16 protein-coding genes are annotated in these 15,867 nt (G+C 71.2%); 13 read left to right on the top strand and 3 right to left on the bottom strand.

The window, feature by feature from the left end; all coding sequences use genetic code 11:
• Positions 1–169 precede the first annotated feature (169 nt).
• The 6 genes from rpsB (at position 170) to AB0C38_RS18770 (ending at position 5,897) form a co-directional block, all read left to right on the top strand.
• A complete protein-coding gene (gene rpsB, locus AB0C38_RS18795; RefSeq protein ID WP_360674491.1) occupies positions 170–1,048 on the top strand; it encodes a 30S ribosomal protein S2 in 879 nt (292 codons plus the stop codon).
• 100 nt (positions 1,049–1,148) lie between these two features.
• The gene (tsf, locus tag AB0C38_RS18790) at positions 1,149–1,964 is read left to right on the top strand and encodes a translation elongation factor Ts (protein WP_360674488.1); all 816 of its coding nucleotides are present in this window, start codon (positions 1,149–1,151) and stop codon (positions 1,962–1,964) included.
• A gap of 118 nt (positions 1,965–2,082) precedes the next feature.
• Positions 2,083–2,826 (top strand): UMP kinase, encoded by a 744-nt coding sequence (pyrH, locus tag AB0C38_RS18785; protein WP_003065595.1) that lies wholly within the window; start codon positions 2,083–2,085, stop codon positions 2,824–2,826.
• 49 nt (positions 2,827–2,875) lie between these two features.
• Positions 2,876–3,433 (top strand): ribosome recycling factor, encoded by a 558-nt coding sequence (gene frr, locus AB0C38_RS18780; protein ID WP_247062391.1) that lies wholly within the window; start codon positions 2,876–2,878, stop codon positions 3,431–3,433.
• Entirely contained in the window at positions 3,433–4,497 is a 1,065-nt protein-coding gene (locus AB0C38_RS18775) for a phosphatidate cytidylyltransferase (protein WP_360674484.1), read from the top strand. Before frr ends, AB0C38_RS18775 begins: the two co-directional genes overlap by 1 nt.
• An 80-nt stretch (positions 4,498–4,577) precedes the next feature.
• A complete protein-coding gene (locus tag AB0C38_RS18770) occupies positions 4,578–5,897 on the top strand; it encodes an MFS transporter (protein ID WP_360674481.1) in 1,320 nt (439 codons plus the stop codon).
• Here AB0C38_RS18770 and AB0C38_RS18765 read toward each other — a convergent pair.
• Positions 5,885–6,730, bottom strand: a complete 846-nt coding sequence (locus AB0C38_RS18765) for a VOC family protein (protein WP_360674478.1) — start codon at positions 6,728–6,730, stop codon at positions 5,885–5,887. The genes AB0C38_RS18770 and AB0C38_RS18765 overlap by 13 nt on opposite strands.
• 110 nt (positions 6,731–6,840) lie before the next feature.
• On the opposite strand from AB0C38_RS18765, the gene AB0C38_RS18760 reads away from it, so the two are divergent.
• The gene (locus AB0C38_RS18760; protein ID WP_360674475.1) at positions 6,841–7,650 is read left to right on the top strand and encodes a methyltransferase domain-containing protein; all 810 of its coding nucleotides are present in this window, start codon (positions 6,841–6,843) and stop codon (positions 7,648–7,650) included.
• Here the strand turns inward: AB0C38_RS18760 and AB0C38_RS18755 are convergent.
• Positions 7,590–8,210, bottom strand: a complete 621-nt coding sequence (locus AB0C38_RS18755) for a PadR family transcriptional regulator (RefSeq protein ID WP_360674472.1) — start codon at positions 8,208–8,210, stop codon at positions 7,590–7,592. The genes AB0C38_RS18760 and AB0C38_RS18755 overlap by 61 nt on opposite strands.
• Before the next feature lie 161 nt (positions 8,211–8,371).
• Between AB0C38_RS18755 and AB0C38_RS18750 the strand changes: the two genes are divergently transcribed.
• The 6 genes from AB0C38_RS18750 to AB0C38_RS18725 all read left to right on the top strand — a co-directional run bounded on the left by AB0C38_RS18750 (position 8,372) and on the right by AB0C38_RS18725 (position 15,145).
• Positions 8,372–9,379 carry an iron chelate uptake ABC transporter family permease subunit gene (locus AB0C38_RS18750; RefSeq protein WP_360674469.1) on the top strand — a complete coding sequence of 336 codons (1,008 nt, stop codon included), beginning with the start codon at positions 8,372–8,374 and terminating at the stop codon, positions 9,377–9,379.
• Positions 9,376–10,416 carry an iron chelate uptake ABC transporter family permease subunit gene (locus AB0C38_RS18745; RefSeq protein WP_360674466.1) on the top strand — a complete coding sequence of 347 codons (1,041 nt, stop codon included), beginning with the start codon at positions 9,376–9,378 and terminating at the stop codon, positions 10,414–10,416. The genes AB0C38_RS18750 and AB0C38_RS18745 overlap by 4 nt, the downstream gene beginning before the upstream one ends.
• 10 nt (positions 10,417–10,426) lie before the next feature.
• Positions 10,427–11,239 carry an ABC transporter ATP-binding protein gene (locus tag AB0C38_RS18740; RefSeq protein ID WP_360674463.1) on the top strand — a complete coding sequence of 271 codons (813 nt, stop codon included), beginning with the start codon at positions 10,427–10,429 and terminating at the stop codon, positions 11,237–11,239.
• A complete protein-coding gene (locus AB0C38_RS18735; RefSeq protein WP_360674460.1) occupies positions 11,229–12,236 on the top strand; it encodes an iron-siderophore ABC transporter substrate-binding protein in 1,008 nt (335 codons plus the stop codon). Before AB0C38_RS18740 ends, AB0C38_RS18735 begins: the two co-directional genes overlap by 11 nt.
• 12 nt (positions 12,237–12,248) lie before the next feature.
• A complete protein-coding gene (locus tag AB0C38_RS18730; protein WP_360674457.1) occupies positions 12,249–12,734 on the top strand; it encodes an Lrp/AsnC family transcriptional regulator in 486 nt (161 codons plus the stop codon).
• Positions 12,735–12,841: 107 nt separating this feature from the next.
• Entirely contained in the window at positions 12,842–15,145 is a 2,304-nt protein-coding gene (locus AB0C38_RS18725) for a pyruvate dehydrogenase (protein ID WP_360674454.1), read from the top strand.
• Here AB0C38_RS18725 and AB0C38_RS18720 read toward each other — a convergent pair.
• On the bottom strand, positions 15,138–15,731 hold the full coding sequence (locus tag AB0C38_RS18720) for a hypothetical protein (RefSeq protein WP_360674450.1): 594 nt from the start codon (positions 15,729–15,731) through the stop codon (positions 15,138–15,140). The genes AB0C38_RS18725 and AB0C38_RS18720 overlap by 8 nt on opposite strands.
• Positions 15,732–15,867 lie beyond the last annotated feature (136 nt).

Below are 15,867 nucleotides of genomic sequence, written 5' to 3'. Positions count from 1 at the left end.
CGGTTTCGACACGGGCGAGTCGCACGGTGTCCGGCGGTCCCTGGGTTCCTCACTCCTCAGGGTCCGGACACCGCCACGGGCACCAGGGCGAGCGGCCACCCGGCCGCGAGCGACAAAACCGAGTAGCGCGCCGCGGGCGCGCACGACACAGAAGAGGTTGATTCCGGCAATGGCCGTCGTCACCATGAAGCAGCTGCTCGACAGCGGCGTCCACTTCGGGCACCAGACCCGTCGGTGGAACCCGAAGATGAAGCGCTACATCTTCACCGAGCGCAACGGCATCTACATCATCGACCTGCAGCAGACGCTGACCTACATCGACCGTGCCTTCGAGTTCATCAAGGAAACCGTCGCGCACGGTGGCACGATCATGTTCGTCGGCACCAAGAAGCAGGCGCAGGAAGCCATCGCGGCCGAAGCCTCGCGCGTGGGCATGCCCTACGTGAACCAGCGCTGGCTCGGCGGCATGCTGACCAACTTCCAGACCGTGCACAAGCGTCTTCTCCGCCTGAAGGAGCTCGAGTCGCGCGAGCAGACCGGCGGCTTCGAGGGCCTCACCAAGCGCGAGATCCTGACGCTGACCCGCGAGAAGGACAAGCTCGAGAAGACCCTCGGCGGTATCCGCGACATGGCCAAGGTGCCGAGCATCGTGTGGATCGTCGACACGAAGAAGGAGCACATCGCCGTCGGCGAGGCTCGCAAGCTGAACATCCCGGTCGTCGCGATCCTGGACACCAACTGCGACCCGGACGAGGTCGACTACCCGATCCCGGGCAACGACGACGCGATCCGGTCGGCCGCGCTGCTGACCAAGGTCGTCGCCGAGGCCGCGGCCGCCGGTCTCATGCAGCGCTCCAGCCGCAACGGTGCTTCGGCCGACTCCAAGCCGGAGCCGGGTGTCGCCACCGACGAGCCGCTGGCCGAGTGGGAGAAGGAGCTGCTCGCCGGCTCCGAGACCGCCGCCGCCGACGCGACCGAGGCGGCCGCGGCCGTCGAGGCCCCGGTGGAGACGCCGGCCGAGGCCGAGCAGGCGACCGCCTCCTCCTGATGCACCGCCGTCCGTGCGGCCGGGCCGGCTCCCGGCCAGGCCGCACGGATGTAGCTCCCCCCAAGGATTTCACGTACCTGAAAAGGACGGATTTAGCAGAATGGCGAACTACACCGCCGCTGACGTGAAGCGCCTGCGCGAGATGACCGGCGCCGGCTTCATGGACTGTAAGAAGGCGATGGAGGAGAACGACGGCGACTTCGACAAGGCCGTCGAGTTCCTCCGGATCAAGGGTGCCAAGGACGTCGGCAAGCGCGCCGAGCGCGCCACCGCCGAAGGCCTCGTCGCCGGCGACGGCGGCGTCCTGATCGAGCTCGACTCCGAAACCGACTTCGTCGCGAAAAACGCCGAGTTCCAGGCGCTCGCCGCGAAGATCGTCGAGGTCGCGAAGACCGCCAAGACCAGCGACGTGGACGCCCTCAAGGGCGCCGAGCTGGACGGCAAGACGGTCAACGAGGTCGTGCAGGAGCTGTCCGCCCGCATCGGCGAGAAGCTCGAGCTGCGTCGCGTCGTGTCCTTCGAGGGCCAGACCACGAACTACCTGCACCGCCGTGGCTCGGACCTGCCGCCGGCCGTCGGTGTGCTCATCGAGTTCACCGGTGACGACACCGAGGCCGCCCGCGCCGCCGCCATGCAGGTCGCCGCGCTGCGCGCGAAGTACCTGACCCGCGACGAGGTGCCCGCCGAGATCGTCGAGAACGAGCGCTCCATCGCGGAGAAGACCGCCCGTGAAGAGGGCAAGCCGGAGCAGGCGATGACGAAGATCGTCGAGGGCAAGGTCAACGCGTACTACAAGGACAATGTCCTGCTCGAGCAGCCGTCGGTCAAGGACAACAAGAAGACCGTCAAGGCCCTGCTCGACGCGGCCGGCGTGACGATCACGAAGTTCGCCCGCTTCGAGGTCGGCCAGGCCTGAAGCCAGGTCCGGGTGTAGGTTTCAGCCTCCAGTGCCCCGTCTCCGTCCATCGGGGACGGGGCACTGGCGGGTCCAGAAGAAGATTTTCGCGGGTCGAAGGGCCTAGGAGGCGACATAGATGGGTGACCGGGTCGAGGGTGGCTACCGGCGGGTGCTGCTGAAACTGGGCGGCGAGATGTTCGGCGGTGGTTCGATCGGCGTCGATCCGGACGTCGTCCACTCGGTCGCGCAGCAGATCGCCGACGTCGCCCGCACCGGGGTCCAGGTCGCCGTCGTCATCGGCGGTGGCAACTACTTCCGCGGCGCCGAGCTTTCGCAGCGTGGCATGGACCGCGACCGCGCCGACTACATGGCGATGCTGGGCACGGTCATGAATTGCCTGGCGCTGCAGGACTTCCTGGAGAAGGAGGGCCTGCCCACCCGGGTGCAGACCGCGATCACGATGGGCCAGGTCGCCGAGCCGTACATCCCGCGCCGCGCCGAGCGGCACCTGGAGAAGGGCCGCGTCGTGATCTTCGGCGCCGGGGTCGGCATGCCGTACTTCTCCACCGACACCGCGGCCGCGCAGCGGGCCCTCGAGCTGGGCTGCGAGGCCGTGCTGATGGCGAAGGCCGTCGACGGCGTCTACACCGCGGACCCGAAGGCCGACCCGACCGCCGAGATGTTCCGCGAGATCACCCACCGCGAGGTCCTGGAGCGGGACCTCAAGGTCGCCGACGCGACGGCGTTCAGCCTCTGCATGGACAACAACATGCCGATCATCGTGTTCAACCTGCTCACCGAGGGGAACATTGCCCGCGCAGTGAGTGGTGAAAGAATCGGCACGTTGGTCAGCACCCCCGCCGACGGGGTGCCGGCCTAGACCTGCTGGGATCAGCAAGCGCCACACCATCACAACACCGGGAGTAGCCGTGATCGACGAGACCCTCCTCGACGCCGAGGAGAAGATGGAAAAAGCGGTGTCCGTCGCCAAGGACGACCTGACCTCGGTGCGCACTGGCCGGGCCACTTCGTCCATGTTCTCGCGCATCGTGGTCGAGTACTACGGCGCGCCGACCCCGCTGAACCAGCTGGCCAGCGTGAACGTGCCGGAAGCCCGGATGGCGCTGATCAAGCCCTACGACCAGACCCAGCTCAACGCCATCGAGAAGGCCATCCGCGAGTCCGACCTCGGGGTCAACCCGAGCAACGACGGCCAGGTCATCCGGATCGTCATCCCGCAGCTCACCGAAGAGCGGCGCAAGGAGATGGTCAAGGTCGCCAAGGGCAAGGGCGAGGACGCGCGGGTGACCATCCGCAGCATCCGCCGCAAGGCCAAGGAAGAGCTCGACCGCATCGGCAAGGACGGCGAAGCGGGCGAGGACGAGGTCGTGCGCGCGGAGAAGGAGCTGCAGAACCTCACCGACACCTACTCGCACAAGGTCGACGAGCTGGTCAAGCACAAGGAAGCCGAGCTGCTCGAGGTCTGATGGCACAGGTGAGCGAGGAACGCGAGAACCGGGTGGACGCCACCGGCGAAGAACCGCCGGCCGCCTCCGGCACGCCGGGGCCGGCCGAGGACGGTGCGCCGGCCGCACCGGAGTTCCCGGGCACCGCCGGGGCGGCGGGCCGCACACCGGTGACGCCGGCGGCTTCGGGAACGGGCCCGGCGGCGGCCTCGGAACAGGGCGTGCCGACTCCGGGAGTGAGCACGGAACCGGCGCCGGAGGCCAAGAAGGCCTCCAAGGCGGGCCGGAACCTGCCCGCGGCGATCGGCGTCGGGCTGCTGCTCGGCGCCGCGATCATCGTTTCCCTGCTCACCGTGCGCTTCATCTTCATCGGGATCATCGCGATCGCGATCGCGGTCGGCACCTTCGAGTTCGCCGGGGTACTGCGCCGGGTCGCCGACACCCGGGTCGCGATGATCCCGGTGCTCGTCGGCGGGCAGGCGATGATCTGGCTGGCCTGGCCGTTCGGCCGGGAAGGCGCGCTCACCGCGTTCGTCCTCACCGTGCTCGCCTGCCTGATCTGGCGGCTGCCCGGCGGTGCGAAGGGCTACCTGCGCGACATCAGCGCGTCGACGTTCGCCGCCGCCTACCTGCCGCTCTTCGGCGCCTTCGCGGCGATGCTCGTGCCGCCCTCGGACGGCGTCGGCCGCGTCCTCACCTTCCTGATCGGCGTCGTCGCGTCGGACACCGGCGGCTACATCGCCGGCGTCCTCGGCGGCAAGCACCCGATGGCGCCCACCATCAGCCCGAAGAAGACCTGGGAAGGCTTCGGGGGTTCGCTGGTCGGCGGGGTCGTCGCGGGAGCGCTGACGCTCAGCCTGCTGCTCGACGGCCACGTCTGGCAGGGCGTGATCTTCGGCGTCGCGATCGTGCTGACCGCGACCCTGGGCGACCTCGTCGAGTCGCTGATCAAGCGCGACCTCGGCGTCAAGGACATGGGCACGCTGCTGCCCGGGCACGGCGGGATCATGGACCGCCTCGACTCGCTGCTGCCCTCAGCGGTGGTGTCCTGGCTGCTGCTCTCGGCCTTCGTACCGCTCGGCTGACCTGCGGTGGGAGCTTCCGGCTACCAGCCGTAGGCGATGGTTCGTGGACGGCCGAAGCTTCCGCGGGTTTGACTCGGGGCATGCTCACCGAAACCCGCGCCCGGCTCGCGCTCGCCGCCGTCTGCCTGGGCTTCGTGATGATCACGCTCGACGCGACCATCGTGAACCTGGCCCTGCCCGCGATCGGTGCCGACTTCGGCGAACCGTCGACGGCGGCGCTGCAGTGGGTCGTCGACGCCTACACCGTCACGCTCGCCGCGTTCCTGCTCACCTGGGGCGCCGCCGGGGACCGCTGGGGCTCGCGACGCGTCTTCGAAGCCGGCGTCGCCGTCTTCGTCCTCGCGAGCATCGCCTGCGCACTCGCCGGTGACACGGCTTGGCTGATCGCCGCGCGGGCGGTGCAGGGTGCGGGGGCCGCCGCGCTGCTGCCGTCGTCGCTCGCGCTGATCGTCCACCAGTTCCCGGACGCGCGGGAGCGAGCCCGCGCCCTCGGTGTGTGGGGCGGCATGAGCGGCGTCGGGCTGGCGGCCGGGCCGATGCTCGGCGGGCTCGCGGTCGGCCTCGCCGACTGGCGGCTCGTCTTCGCCGTCAACGTCCCGGTCGGCGTGGTCGCGATCGTCCTGACGCGGCGCGCGGTCGCGGAACCGCCCCGGCACGCCGCCACCCGCCTGGATCTGGCCGGGCAGCTGACGGGCACGGTGTCGCTCGCCGGGTTCGTCGCCGGGTTCATCGAGTCCGGGCATGCGGGGTGGTTCGCGCCCACCACGATCGCGTTGCTCGGCGGGGGAGTGGTGGCCGGCGCGGTGTTCGTGGTGGTCGAGAAGCGCGTCCCGGAACCCGTGCTCCCGCTGGGGATCCTGAAGATCCGGAACTTCGCGGTGGCGACCGGGATCGGCGGCCTGTTCAACTTCTGCCTCTACGGCACGCTCTTCTGCCTCGCGCTGTACCTGCAACGCGCCTGGTCGCTCGGCGCGCTCGCGGCCGGGCTCGCCCTGGTGCCGCTGACGGTGGCGGTCGGCCTCAACGCGTTCTTCAGCGGCCGCCTGACCGGGCGTTTCGGCCCGCGCGTCCCGATGGTCGCGGGGGCGCTGACGGGCCTGGCCGGTTCGGCGGGCTTCGCGCTGCTGCCCACGGACCGCGCGCTCGTGGCGTTCGTCGTGGTGTCGGTCGTGTTCGGCGGCTGTTCGCTGGCCATGCCCGCGATGACGTCGCTGGCGATGAACTCCCTGCCGGGCCAGGCCGGGCTGGCCGCGGGCGTGCTCAACGCGTCCCGCCAGACCGGCGGCGCGATCGGGGTCGCGCTCGTCGGCGCGCTGCTGCCCGCCACCGGGATGTGGCTGGTGGCGGGCGGGTACGCGCTCGTCGCCGGGCTCGCGTTGGCCGAACGTCAGTCGTCGTAGGGGTCGTCGACCTCGGCGCGGCCCCAGGCCTCGGAGACGCGCGAGTGGTCGATCACCGCGAAGACGGCGCCTTCCGGGTCGGCGAGGATCGACATCCGGCCGAACGGCGTGTCGTAGGGCTGGATCACGACGGTGCCGCCGTTCATGAGCGCTTCGCCGGCGACCGCGTCGACGCCGCGGGCCGGGTCGATGTCGAAGTAGACGAGCCAGTGCGGCGGGGTGTCGAGGCTGTACTCCGAGCCCATCACGTACCGGTACAGCACCGGCTCGTGCTCGATGAGCCATTCGACGTAGTCCAGGGACTCGCCGTCGCCGATCTGGTGGCTGCCGTAGGTGAAGAGCTTGGTGTAGAAGTGATCGGCCGCGTTGCCGTCGTGGGTGTTGAGGTCCGCGCCGCTGAAGGTGTTGGGGATCCCGGTGACGAACTCCCAGTCCGGCGGCACCTCCCAGAACACCACCGGCGCGCCGCTGGTGTCGTAGGCGTGCAGGATCGTGCCGCGTTGCGGGATCGGCATCGGGCCGAGCGTCAGCCGCCCGCCGAGGTGCTCCACCCATTCGGCCGCGCTCGCCGTGTGCGGCACGGACAGGTGCGGCATCCAGCCCAGCGGCGCGCCCTGGGCGGCGCGGTAGAGGCCGCCGACCGGGACGGTGTTGAGCGTCGCGATGGCGTACCGGCCGTCGGACGTCGCCGGGTCGCGCTGAGTGGCGTACGTCCAGCCGAAGAGGGCCCCGTAGAATCTTTCCGCCACGGCCTGTTCGCGGCAGGCCAGCTCGATCCAGCACGGAATTCCGGCCGGGACCGGGGACGACGTGATGGACGGGTCGATCGCCATGGGTGCTCCTCCCGAGACCCACCGAATTCTAGGCGTGCTCGGTAAGTTTTCCGCCAAGATTCGACGCCGGAAAGTCACCGGCGGCGGTCAAGGCCCCGGAAGGAGCAGCGGTGCGGTGGTCGTCCCGGCGCGCGGAGGTCGTGCCGAGTCCGAACATCTGGTACTACCAGTCCGCCTACGAGCTGGAGAACCGGGCGCAGGACAGCGGCGGCGAGATCTGGCGTGTGCTGCGCGAAGAGGGTGACTGGGCCGGCCGGGACGTGCTGGACGTCGGGTGCGGCGACGGGTTCCACCTGCCGCGTTTCGCCCGTGACGCGCGGTCCGTGCTCGGGGTGGAGCCGCACGAGCCGCTCGTGCGAAGCGCGTTGGAGCGGGTCAAGGGTCTGTCGAACGCGGAAGTCAAGATGGGCCGGGCCCAGCGGCTGCCGGTCCGCAGCGCGAGTGTCGACGTCGTCCACGCGCGCACGGCGTACTTCTTCGGGCCCGGCTGCGAGCCGGGGCTGGCGGAGGCCGAGCGGGTGCTGCGGCCGGGCGGGGTGCTCCTGATCGTCGACCTCGACGTGACCAGCGAGCCCTACGGCGGCTGGATGCGCGCCGACCTACCGCACTACGACCCGGGTGCCGTCGAACGGTTCTTCGCCCGGGCCGGCTTCGGGTGCCGCCGGGTGACCGCCGAGTGGCGGTTCGAGACGGCGGGGGATCTCGAAGCGGTGCTGAAGATCGAGTTCAGCAAGCGCGTCGCCGAACAGGCGATCGCGGAGTCGGTGCAGCGTAATGGGAATCGCGCGCACGACCTGACGCTGCCGGTGGGCTACCGCGTCCACACGCGGGTCAAGCCCACCGGCCTCGTCCTGCCAGGTCACTCGGCTGCTTCTTCGGACGTCGAGGACTCGTCCTCGTCTTCGCCGAGGATGCCGTAGAGCGAGCGCCGGGCGTCGTTGAGCACTTCGGCCGCGCGGGCCTGCTGGCTCTCGCTGCCCGCGCGCATGATCTGCACGACGGCGGCGGCCAGGTTCTTGCCCGCCTTGGCCAGCCCGACCTCGGACGGGTCGACGTCCTGCGCGATCTGCTCCCACGGCGGGGTGCTGTCCTGCTCTTCCGCGGCGGTGCGGCCGGCGTCGGTCAGCTCGAAGAGCTTCTTGCCGTGCTCGTCCTTGCTGACGACCAGGCCTTCGTCGGCCAGCAGCTGCAGGGTCGGGTAGACCGAGCCGGGGCTCGGCCGCCAGAAGCCGCCGGAGCGCTCGCCGATTTCGCGGATGATCTCGTAGCCGTGCCGGGGCTGCTCGGCGAGCAGCGCCAGGATCGCGGCGCGGACGTCACCGCGGCGGCTGCGCCGTCCGCCGTGACCCCGCCTGCCCGGTCCGTGGCCGCGACCGCGTCCACCGGGGCCGAAGCCCGGGGGGAACTCGCCGAAACCACCGAAGGGGCCGAAAGGTGCGCGCCCACGCTCGTGGGCGAAGGGGTGTCGTTGCCTACGCATGTCTGTGTTCCTTTCTCGAACTGTTGCGACACGTTCACGATATATCGGAAACAGTCGGAAAGCAACCTCGGTCCGGTGATACCGCTCACGGAGCTTGAGCCTTCAAGTTCCGCGCCATAGATTAGGCAAGCCTAAACACCGGTTAGCAAAGGTAACGACCCGTGCGGACCCGCTCGCTCCCGCTGACGGCCGGGCTGCTGGTCCTCACCGCGGCCCTGGTCGCCGCCGTGCTGCTCAGCGTCGCCGTCGGCACCCGTGGTCTCGGCCCGGGCACCGTGCTCGACGCGCTCTTCCACTTCGACCCGGGCAACCCCGACCACCTCGTGGTCCGCGAGCTCCGCCTCCCGCGCACCCTCGCCGGGGTGCTCGCCGGCGTCGCGCTGGGCCTGTCCGGCGCCGTCATCCAGGGCGCGACGCGCAACCCGCTGGCCGACCCGGGCCTGCTCGGCGTCAACGCCGGCGCGGCGCTGTTCGTCGTGCTCGGCATCGGCACCTTCGGCATCACCAGCGTCGGCGGTTACGTCTGGTTCGGCTTCGCGGGCGCCGCGGCCGCCGGGGCCGTCGTCTACGGCGTCAGCTCCCTCGGCCGGGCGGGGGCGACACCGGTGAAGCTCGCACTGGCCGGGGCGGCGGTGACGGCGGCCTTGGCCTCGGTGACGAGCGCGCTGCTGCTCACCGACGCCACGACGTTCGACCAGTACCGGTTCTGGCAGGTCGGCTCGCTGACCGGCCGGGACGCCGCGACCGTCAGCCAGGCGGTGCCGTTCGTCGTGGTCGGCGTCGTGCTCGCGCTCGTCGCGGCCCGGCTGCTCAACGCGCTCGCCCTCGGCGAGGACGTCGCCCGCTCGCTCGGCCAGAACGTGCCGGTGGCGCGGCTGGTGTGCGCGCTGGCCGTCGTCGTGCTGTGCGGATCGGCGACGGCGATCGCCGGGCCGATCGCGTTCGTCGGGCTCACCGTGCCGCACGCGGCCCGGCTGATCACCGGGCCCGACCACCGCTGGCTCCTGCCGTACTCCGCAGTGATGGCCCCCGTGCTCCTGCTGGTCTCCGACGTCGTCGGCCGCGTGGTCGCGCGCCCGGCCGAGGTCCAGGTCGGGATCATCACCGCCCTCGTCGGCGCGCCCGTGTTCGTGCTGCTGGTGCGCCGCCGGAAGGTCGTGGCGGTGTGAGCGCCCTCGCCGAAGCTGTCGCCGCCACGCGCTCGGCGCGTCGCCAGGGCACCTTCCGCGCCCGATCGGTGTCGCTGCTGCTCTTCTTGGCGATCGTCGTCCTCTTCGCGGTTTCCCTGGCGGTCGGCGACTTCCCGGTGCCGCTCGGCGACCTGCCCGGCCTCGTCTTCGGCGGTGACGGTGTCGGCCGCGCCGCCTACGTCGTCACGGAACTCCGCCTGCCGCGCGCGGTCACCGGCCTGCTCGTCGGCATCGCCTTCGGCACGTCCGGGGCGCTCTTCCAGCGTCTGCTGCGCAACCCGCTGGCCAGCCCGGACATCATCGGCGTGACGCAAGGCGCGAGCGCGGCGGCGGTCGTGGCGATCGTGCTCTTCGGCGCCGCGGGCACCGTGGTCTCGGCCGCCGCGCTGGCCGGCGCGCTGCTCACCGGCGCCACGATCTACCTGCTCTCCCGGCGCGGCGGCGTCCACGGTTACCGGCTGGTGCTCATCGGCGTCGGGGTCGGCGCGGTGCTCACCAGCGTCGTCTCGTACCTGATGACCTGGGCCGACGTCACCCTGGCCCAGCAGGCCCTGATCTGGCTCACCGGCAACCTCAACGCCCGCACTTGGGACCACGCCGTCCCGCTGGCCGCCGCGCTCGTCGTCCTGCTGCCGGCGGCGCTCGTCCAGAGCCGGGCGCTCACCGGGCTGCAGCTCGGTGACGACACCGCCGCCGGGCTCGGCCTGCGCGTCGAACGCAGCCGCCTGGCGCTGCTGCTGGTCGCCGTCGCCCTCGCCGCCTTCGCGACCGCGGCCGCCGGCCCGATCTCGTTCGTCGCGTTCGTGGCCAACCCGATCGCGACCCGGCTCGTCGGCGGCGCCCGCGCGGGATTGCTGCCCGCCGCGCTGACCGGCGCGCTCGTGGTGCTGCTCGGCGACTTCGTGGCACAGCACCTGCTCGGCGAGCAGCTGCCGGTCGGCGTCGTCACCGGCGCCGTGGGCGCGCCGTACCTGCTGTGGCTGCTCGCGACCGCGAACCGGGCCGGGCGAGTGTGAGGGGAACGCCATGACACTGCACACCGAGCACCTCGACCTCGGCTACGGCCCGCTGCGCGTCGTCAAGGACCTCTCCGTCCGCATCCCCGAAGGTCGCGTGACGATGATCGTCGGGACCAACGCGTGCGGGAAGTCGACGCTGCTGCGCGGCCTCGCGCGGCTGCTCACCCCGACCGCCGGCGCCGTCTACCTCGACGGCAAAGGCATCACGACGTTGCGCAGCAAGGACGTCGCCACCGTGCTCGGCCTGCTGCCGCAGTCGCCGACCGCGCCCGAGGGCATCACTGTCGCCGACCTCGTCGGCCGCGGCCGCTACCCGCACCAGGGCGTCTTCCGCCGCTGGAGCGACGAGGACGACGACGCCGTCGCGAAGGCGATGCTCGCGACCGACACCGTCGAGCTGGCCGGCCGCGCCGTCGACGAGCTCTCCGGCGGGCAGCGCCAGCGCGTCTGGATCGCCATGGCGCTGGCCCAGCGGACACCGTTGCTGCTGCTCGACGAGCCCACGACGTTCCTCGACATCGCCCACCAGGTCGAGGTCCTCGACCTGCTCTCCGAGCTGAACGCCGAGGACGGCCGCACGATCGTCATCGTCCTGCACGACCTCAACCTGGCCGCCCGCTACGGCGACCACCTGATCGCGATGAAGGACGGCCGGATCGCCGCCGAAGGCGCGCCCGCGGACATCCTCACCGCCGACCTCGTCGCCGACGTCTTCGGCATGCCCTGCCGGATCATCGAAGACCCCGTTTCCCGCACCCCCATGGTCGTCCCGATCGGCCGCCGGCGGGCCACCCCGGAAGGAAGTCCCCATGAGTCCTAAGTGGACGAAGCTGGTCGCCGCGCTCGCGGCGGTCACGCTCCTCGCCGCGTGCGGCCAGCCGGAGAAGCAGAGCACCTCCGGCGTCGGCGACCAGGACGTCGCCACCGGCGGCCGGCTGTTCTCGACCGCGGACACCGAGACCGCGAAGCTCGGCGCGGACGTCGGGCCCGGCGTCTTCCCGCGGACCGTCACCCACGCGCTGGGCAAGACGAAGCTGGACAAGAAGCCCACGCGGGTCGTGGTGCTCGACAGCGGTGAGCTGGACGACGTCCTCGCGCTCGGCATCACGCCGGTCGGCATGGCCACCAACGCCGGGCAGAACGACGTGCCGGCCTACCTCGCCGACCGCGCCAAGGGCATCCCGGCGATCGGCGGCGTCAGCAACCTCAACCTCGAGGCGATCGCCGCGCTGACCCCGGACCTGATCCTCGGCAGCAAGCTGCGTGCCAACGACCTCTACCCGCAGCTGTCGAAGATCGCGCCGACGGTGTTCAGCATCCGGCCCGGGTTCCCGTGGAAGGAGAACCTGCTCCTGATCGGCGCGTCGCTGGGCGCGGAGACGCAGGCGACCGGGCTGCTGAACGACTACCAGAAGCGCGCCAACGAGGTGAAGGCCGCAGTCAAGGGCGCGCCGAAGATCTCGCTGCTGCGGTTCCACTCCACCGGCATCCGGCTCTACGGCAACCTGTCGTTCATCGGCGTCATCCTGAAGGACACCGGCCTGGCGCGGCCGGCCAACCAGGACATCAACGAGCTCGCCGCGCAGATCTCCCGGGAGCGCATCGACGAGGCCGACGCCGACTGGATCTTCTACTCCAGCCTGGGCGCGGGCCCGGGCGCGGACGAAAAGGCCGTCACGAGCAGCGGGCTGTGGGCCGGGCTGAGCGCGGTCAAGGCGAAGCACGCCATCCCGGTCGACGACTCGGTGTGGTTCCTCGGCCTCGGCCCGATCGGGGCGATGAAGGTCCTCGACGACCTGAAGAAGTACCTGGGCTGACAGGATCGGGCGGTGCCGGAAACCATCGACGAGATCGACGCGCGCCTGCTCCAGGCGCTGGGGGAGGACCCCCGGTCCACGGCGGTCGCGCTGGCCGAGCGGCTGGGCCTGTCCCGCAACACGGTGCAGGCCCGGCTCGCGCGGCTGGAGCAGCGCGGTGTGCTCAGGTCGTTCGAACGCCGCATCGACCCGGCCCGGCTGGGCTACCCGCTGCGGGCGTTCGTCAACGCGCAGGTCGACCAGCGGCGGCTGGCGGAGATCGCCGACGCGCTGGCCGAGATCCCCGAGGTCACCGAGGTGTGCGGGCTGACCGGGGCGAGCGACCTGATGGTGCAGGTGGTGGCCGTCGACGCCGACGACCTCTACCGCATCGCCGGGCGCATCCTGGCCTCGCCCGGGGTGGAGCGGACGAACATCTCGCTCGTCATGCGCGAGCTCGTCCCGTACCGGCTCGCACCCCTGCTGGAGCGCGTGCATTCTGCGCACCCGGAGACCTGAGCCGTCCCGTTCGGGTGGGCATTCTGCTCGGTTTCGCGGGCGTCGGTTGTGCGAAGCGTCCACCAGTGCTGTTCTGGTGTGCGCTTCCTGCACGAAAGGTGTCGACGATGACCCAGGTCTCCCCGTCCGCTCAGGCGACCGGCACACTCGCCTCGATCGAGCAGCGGGTGCTGTGGCTCGCCACCGCGATCGTGCACCAGGCCAACCGCGTCCGGCCCAACCCGTCCGGGCTCAAGGTCGGCGGGCACCAGGCGTCGTGCGCGTCGCTGGTCTCGATCATGACGTCGCTGTGGTTCCGGCACCTGCGCCCCGAGGACCGCGTCTCGGTGAAGCCGCACGCGTCGCCGGTGCTCCACGCGATCAACTACCTGCTCGGCGAGCTCGACGAGGCCTACCTGCCGACGCTGCGCGAGTTCGGCGGCCTGCAGAGCTACCCGAGCCGCGCCAAGGACCCCGACCCGGTGGACTACTCGACCGGCTCGGTCGGCATCGGCGCGACCGCCCCGATCTGGGGCGCGCTGGCCCGCCGCTACCTGACCACCCGGGGCTCGTCGGCCGGCACCGGCCGGCAGTACTCGCTGGTCGGCGACGCCGAGCTGGACGAAGGCGCGATCTGGGAGGCCATCCTCGACCCGGGGGTCGCGGACCTCGGCGAGATCGTCTGGATCGTCGACCTCAACCGCCAGTCGCTCGACCGCGTCGTGCCGAACATCGCCGCCGCGCGGCTGCAGGGCATGTTCGACGCGGCCGGCTGGCAGGTGCTGACGCTGAAGTACGGACGGCTGCTGGAGGAGCTGTTCACCCGGCCCGGCGGCACCGAGCTGCGTGCCCGCATCGACGCGATGCCGAACCCCGAGTACCAGCGGCTGCTGCGCTGCGACGCCGCCCAGCTGCGTGACCGGCTGCCCGCCGGCGATGACGCGCTGGCCGGGCTGGTGGCGTCGCTGGACGACGAGACGCTGCTGGCCGCGATCCGGAACCTCGGCGGCCACGACCTCGGCTCGCTCGACGAGGTCTTCGCGTCCATTTCGGACAGCCGGCCGACGGTGATCTTCTGCTACACCGTCAAGGGTCGCGGGCTGCCCACCCAGGGGCACCCGCAGAACCACTCCTCACTGCTGACCGTCGAGCAGATGGAAGAGCTGGCATCGTCGCTGGGGACGGACCTGGCTTCGCCGTGGGAGGGCTTCGCGGATGGGTCGTCCGAAGCCGCGTTGTGCGCTGAAGTCGCTTCGCGCCTTCGCCGTCCGGACGTCCCTTCGGTGCCTTCGCTGGACCTGCCCGTCGACATCGGACGGACGCCGTCCGGGACCGCGACGACGCAGGCGGCGCTGGGGCGCGTCTTGCTCGACCTGACGCGCGAAGCGCCCGAAGCGGCGAAGCGGGTTGTGACGGTCAGCCCCGACGTCAGCTCGACGACCAACCTCGGGGGCTGGGTCAACAAGGTCGGCGTCTGGTCGGCGACGGAGCGCCGCGACTGGTTCGACGACGACCCCGAGACGATCATGCACTGGCGGGAGAAGCCGACTGGTCAGCACGTCGAGCTGGGCATCGCCGAGACGAACCTGGTCGGGCTGCTCGGCGAGCTGGGCGCGACCTGGAGCCGGTGGGGCGAGCCGCTGCTGCCGATCGGCGTCATGTACGACCCGTTCGTCGAGCGCGCGCTGGAGCCGTGGTCGTTCGGCATCTACGCGGGCGGGCAGTCGATCCTGATCGGCACGCCGTCGGGCGTCACGCTCGCCCCGGAGGGTGGCGCGCACCAGTCGATCACCACGCCGTCGATCGGCATCGAGCAGCCCGGCTGCGTCAGCTACGAACCCGCGTTCGCGATCGACACCGAGTGGACGCTGCTGGCGGCGCTCGGCCGGCTCGGCAAGCCGGGCGGCACGTCGTCGTACTTCCGGCTCTCGACGCGCCCCGTCGACCAGACGCTCGCCGCGGTGCCGGCGGACCCGGCGGCACGCGAACGCCGTCGCCGTCAGGTGGTGGCGGGGGCGTACCTGCTCCGCCGGGCTTCTGCGCCGGCGGTCACGCTGGCGGCGATGGGCGCGCTGGTGCCGGACACCCTGGCGGCGGCCGAGCGGCTGGCCCAGGTGGGCGTCGAGGCCGACGTCGTGTGCGTGACCAGCCCGGGTCTGCTGTTCGAGGCTCAGCAAGCGCGGTCGGGCCGGGGCAGCGGGGAGTCGTGGATCCTCGACCAGGCGTTCCCGGCTTCGCGGGCGAAGCCGCTGGTCACGGTGCTCGACGGTCATCCGCACACACTGGCGTTCCTCGCCGGGATCAACCGGGTGCCTTCGGTCGCGCTGGGCGTGACGGGCTTCGGTCAGTCCGGGTCGCTGGAGGACGTGTACCGCCACCACGGCATCGACACGGACGCGATCATCCGGGCGGCGCTGGACGTCGTCAGCTGAAGGTCGCCGCGGCGAGCATCGCGTCCATCTTCTCGTCCCAGTCGCGGGAGGACCCGTACTCGACCGCGAGGATCTTGCTCGTCGGCAGCCACCACATGCGGACCTGGTTGTTCTGGGTCGCGTCCTGGCAGGTGACCTGCCACTTGCCGTACTCGGCCGTCTTCGTGCCGATCGGCTTGAACCCGGAGTCGAGCAGGTTGCTGCCGGTCGCCACGGCGGCGTCCCCAGGCGGCGAGGCGGCGGTGATGCACGTCGGGACGTCCGTGCCCGTGTACCAGCCGAAGGGCCGCTTCGCGCTGGGCAGGTTGATGGGCGCGTTGGGGTCCGAAGTTGCTTCGCGCAGGTCCAGCAGCCGCGCCTGGCAGACGGCGCCGCCTTCGCCGATACAGCCGTCGAGCAGGCCGTCCTGGCTCTTGTCCGTGTACTTCGCGCCGACGGGCAGGGCGACGTGCATGGTCCCGACGACGATCTGCGGCCCGGCGACCTTGGTGACGGTCGGAACGGGCTGCGCCTGACCGCCGGTGGAGGTACTGCAGGCGGCGGCGCTCAGCGCCACCGCGACGGCCAGGATGAAACGGCTCCGCACGGGCTCACCTCTTTCGTCCGCCCTTGGACTCACGACCGCCCCGGCAGGTTTCACCGAGCGATCGACAATCTAGCCAGACGGGTGAAGGCGACGACGTCCGGTCCGTGGGTGACCTGGCCTACACCCGGCCAGGGCG

The organism is Amycolatopsis sp. NPDC048633 (assembly GCF_040650695.1).
GTDB lineage: Bacteria > Actinomycetota > Actinomycetes > Mycobacteriales > Pseudonocardiaceae > Amycolatopsis.
This window is presented reverse-complemented; position numbering and strand designations above follow the sequence as displayed.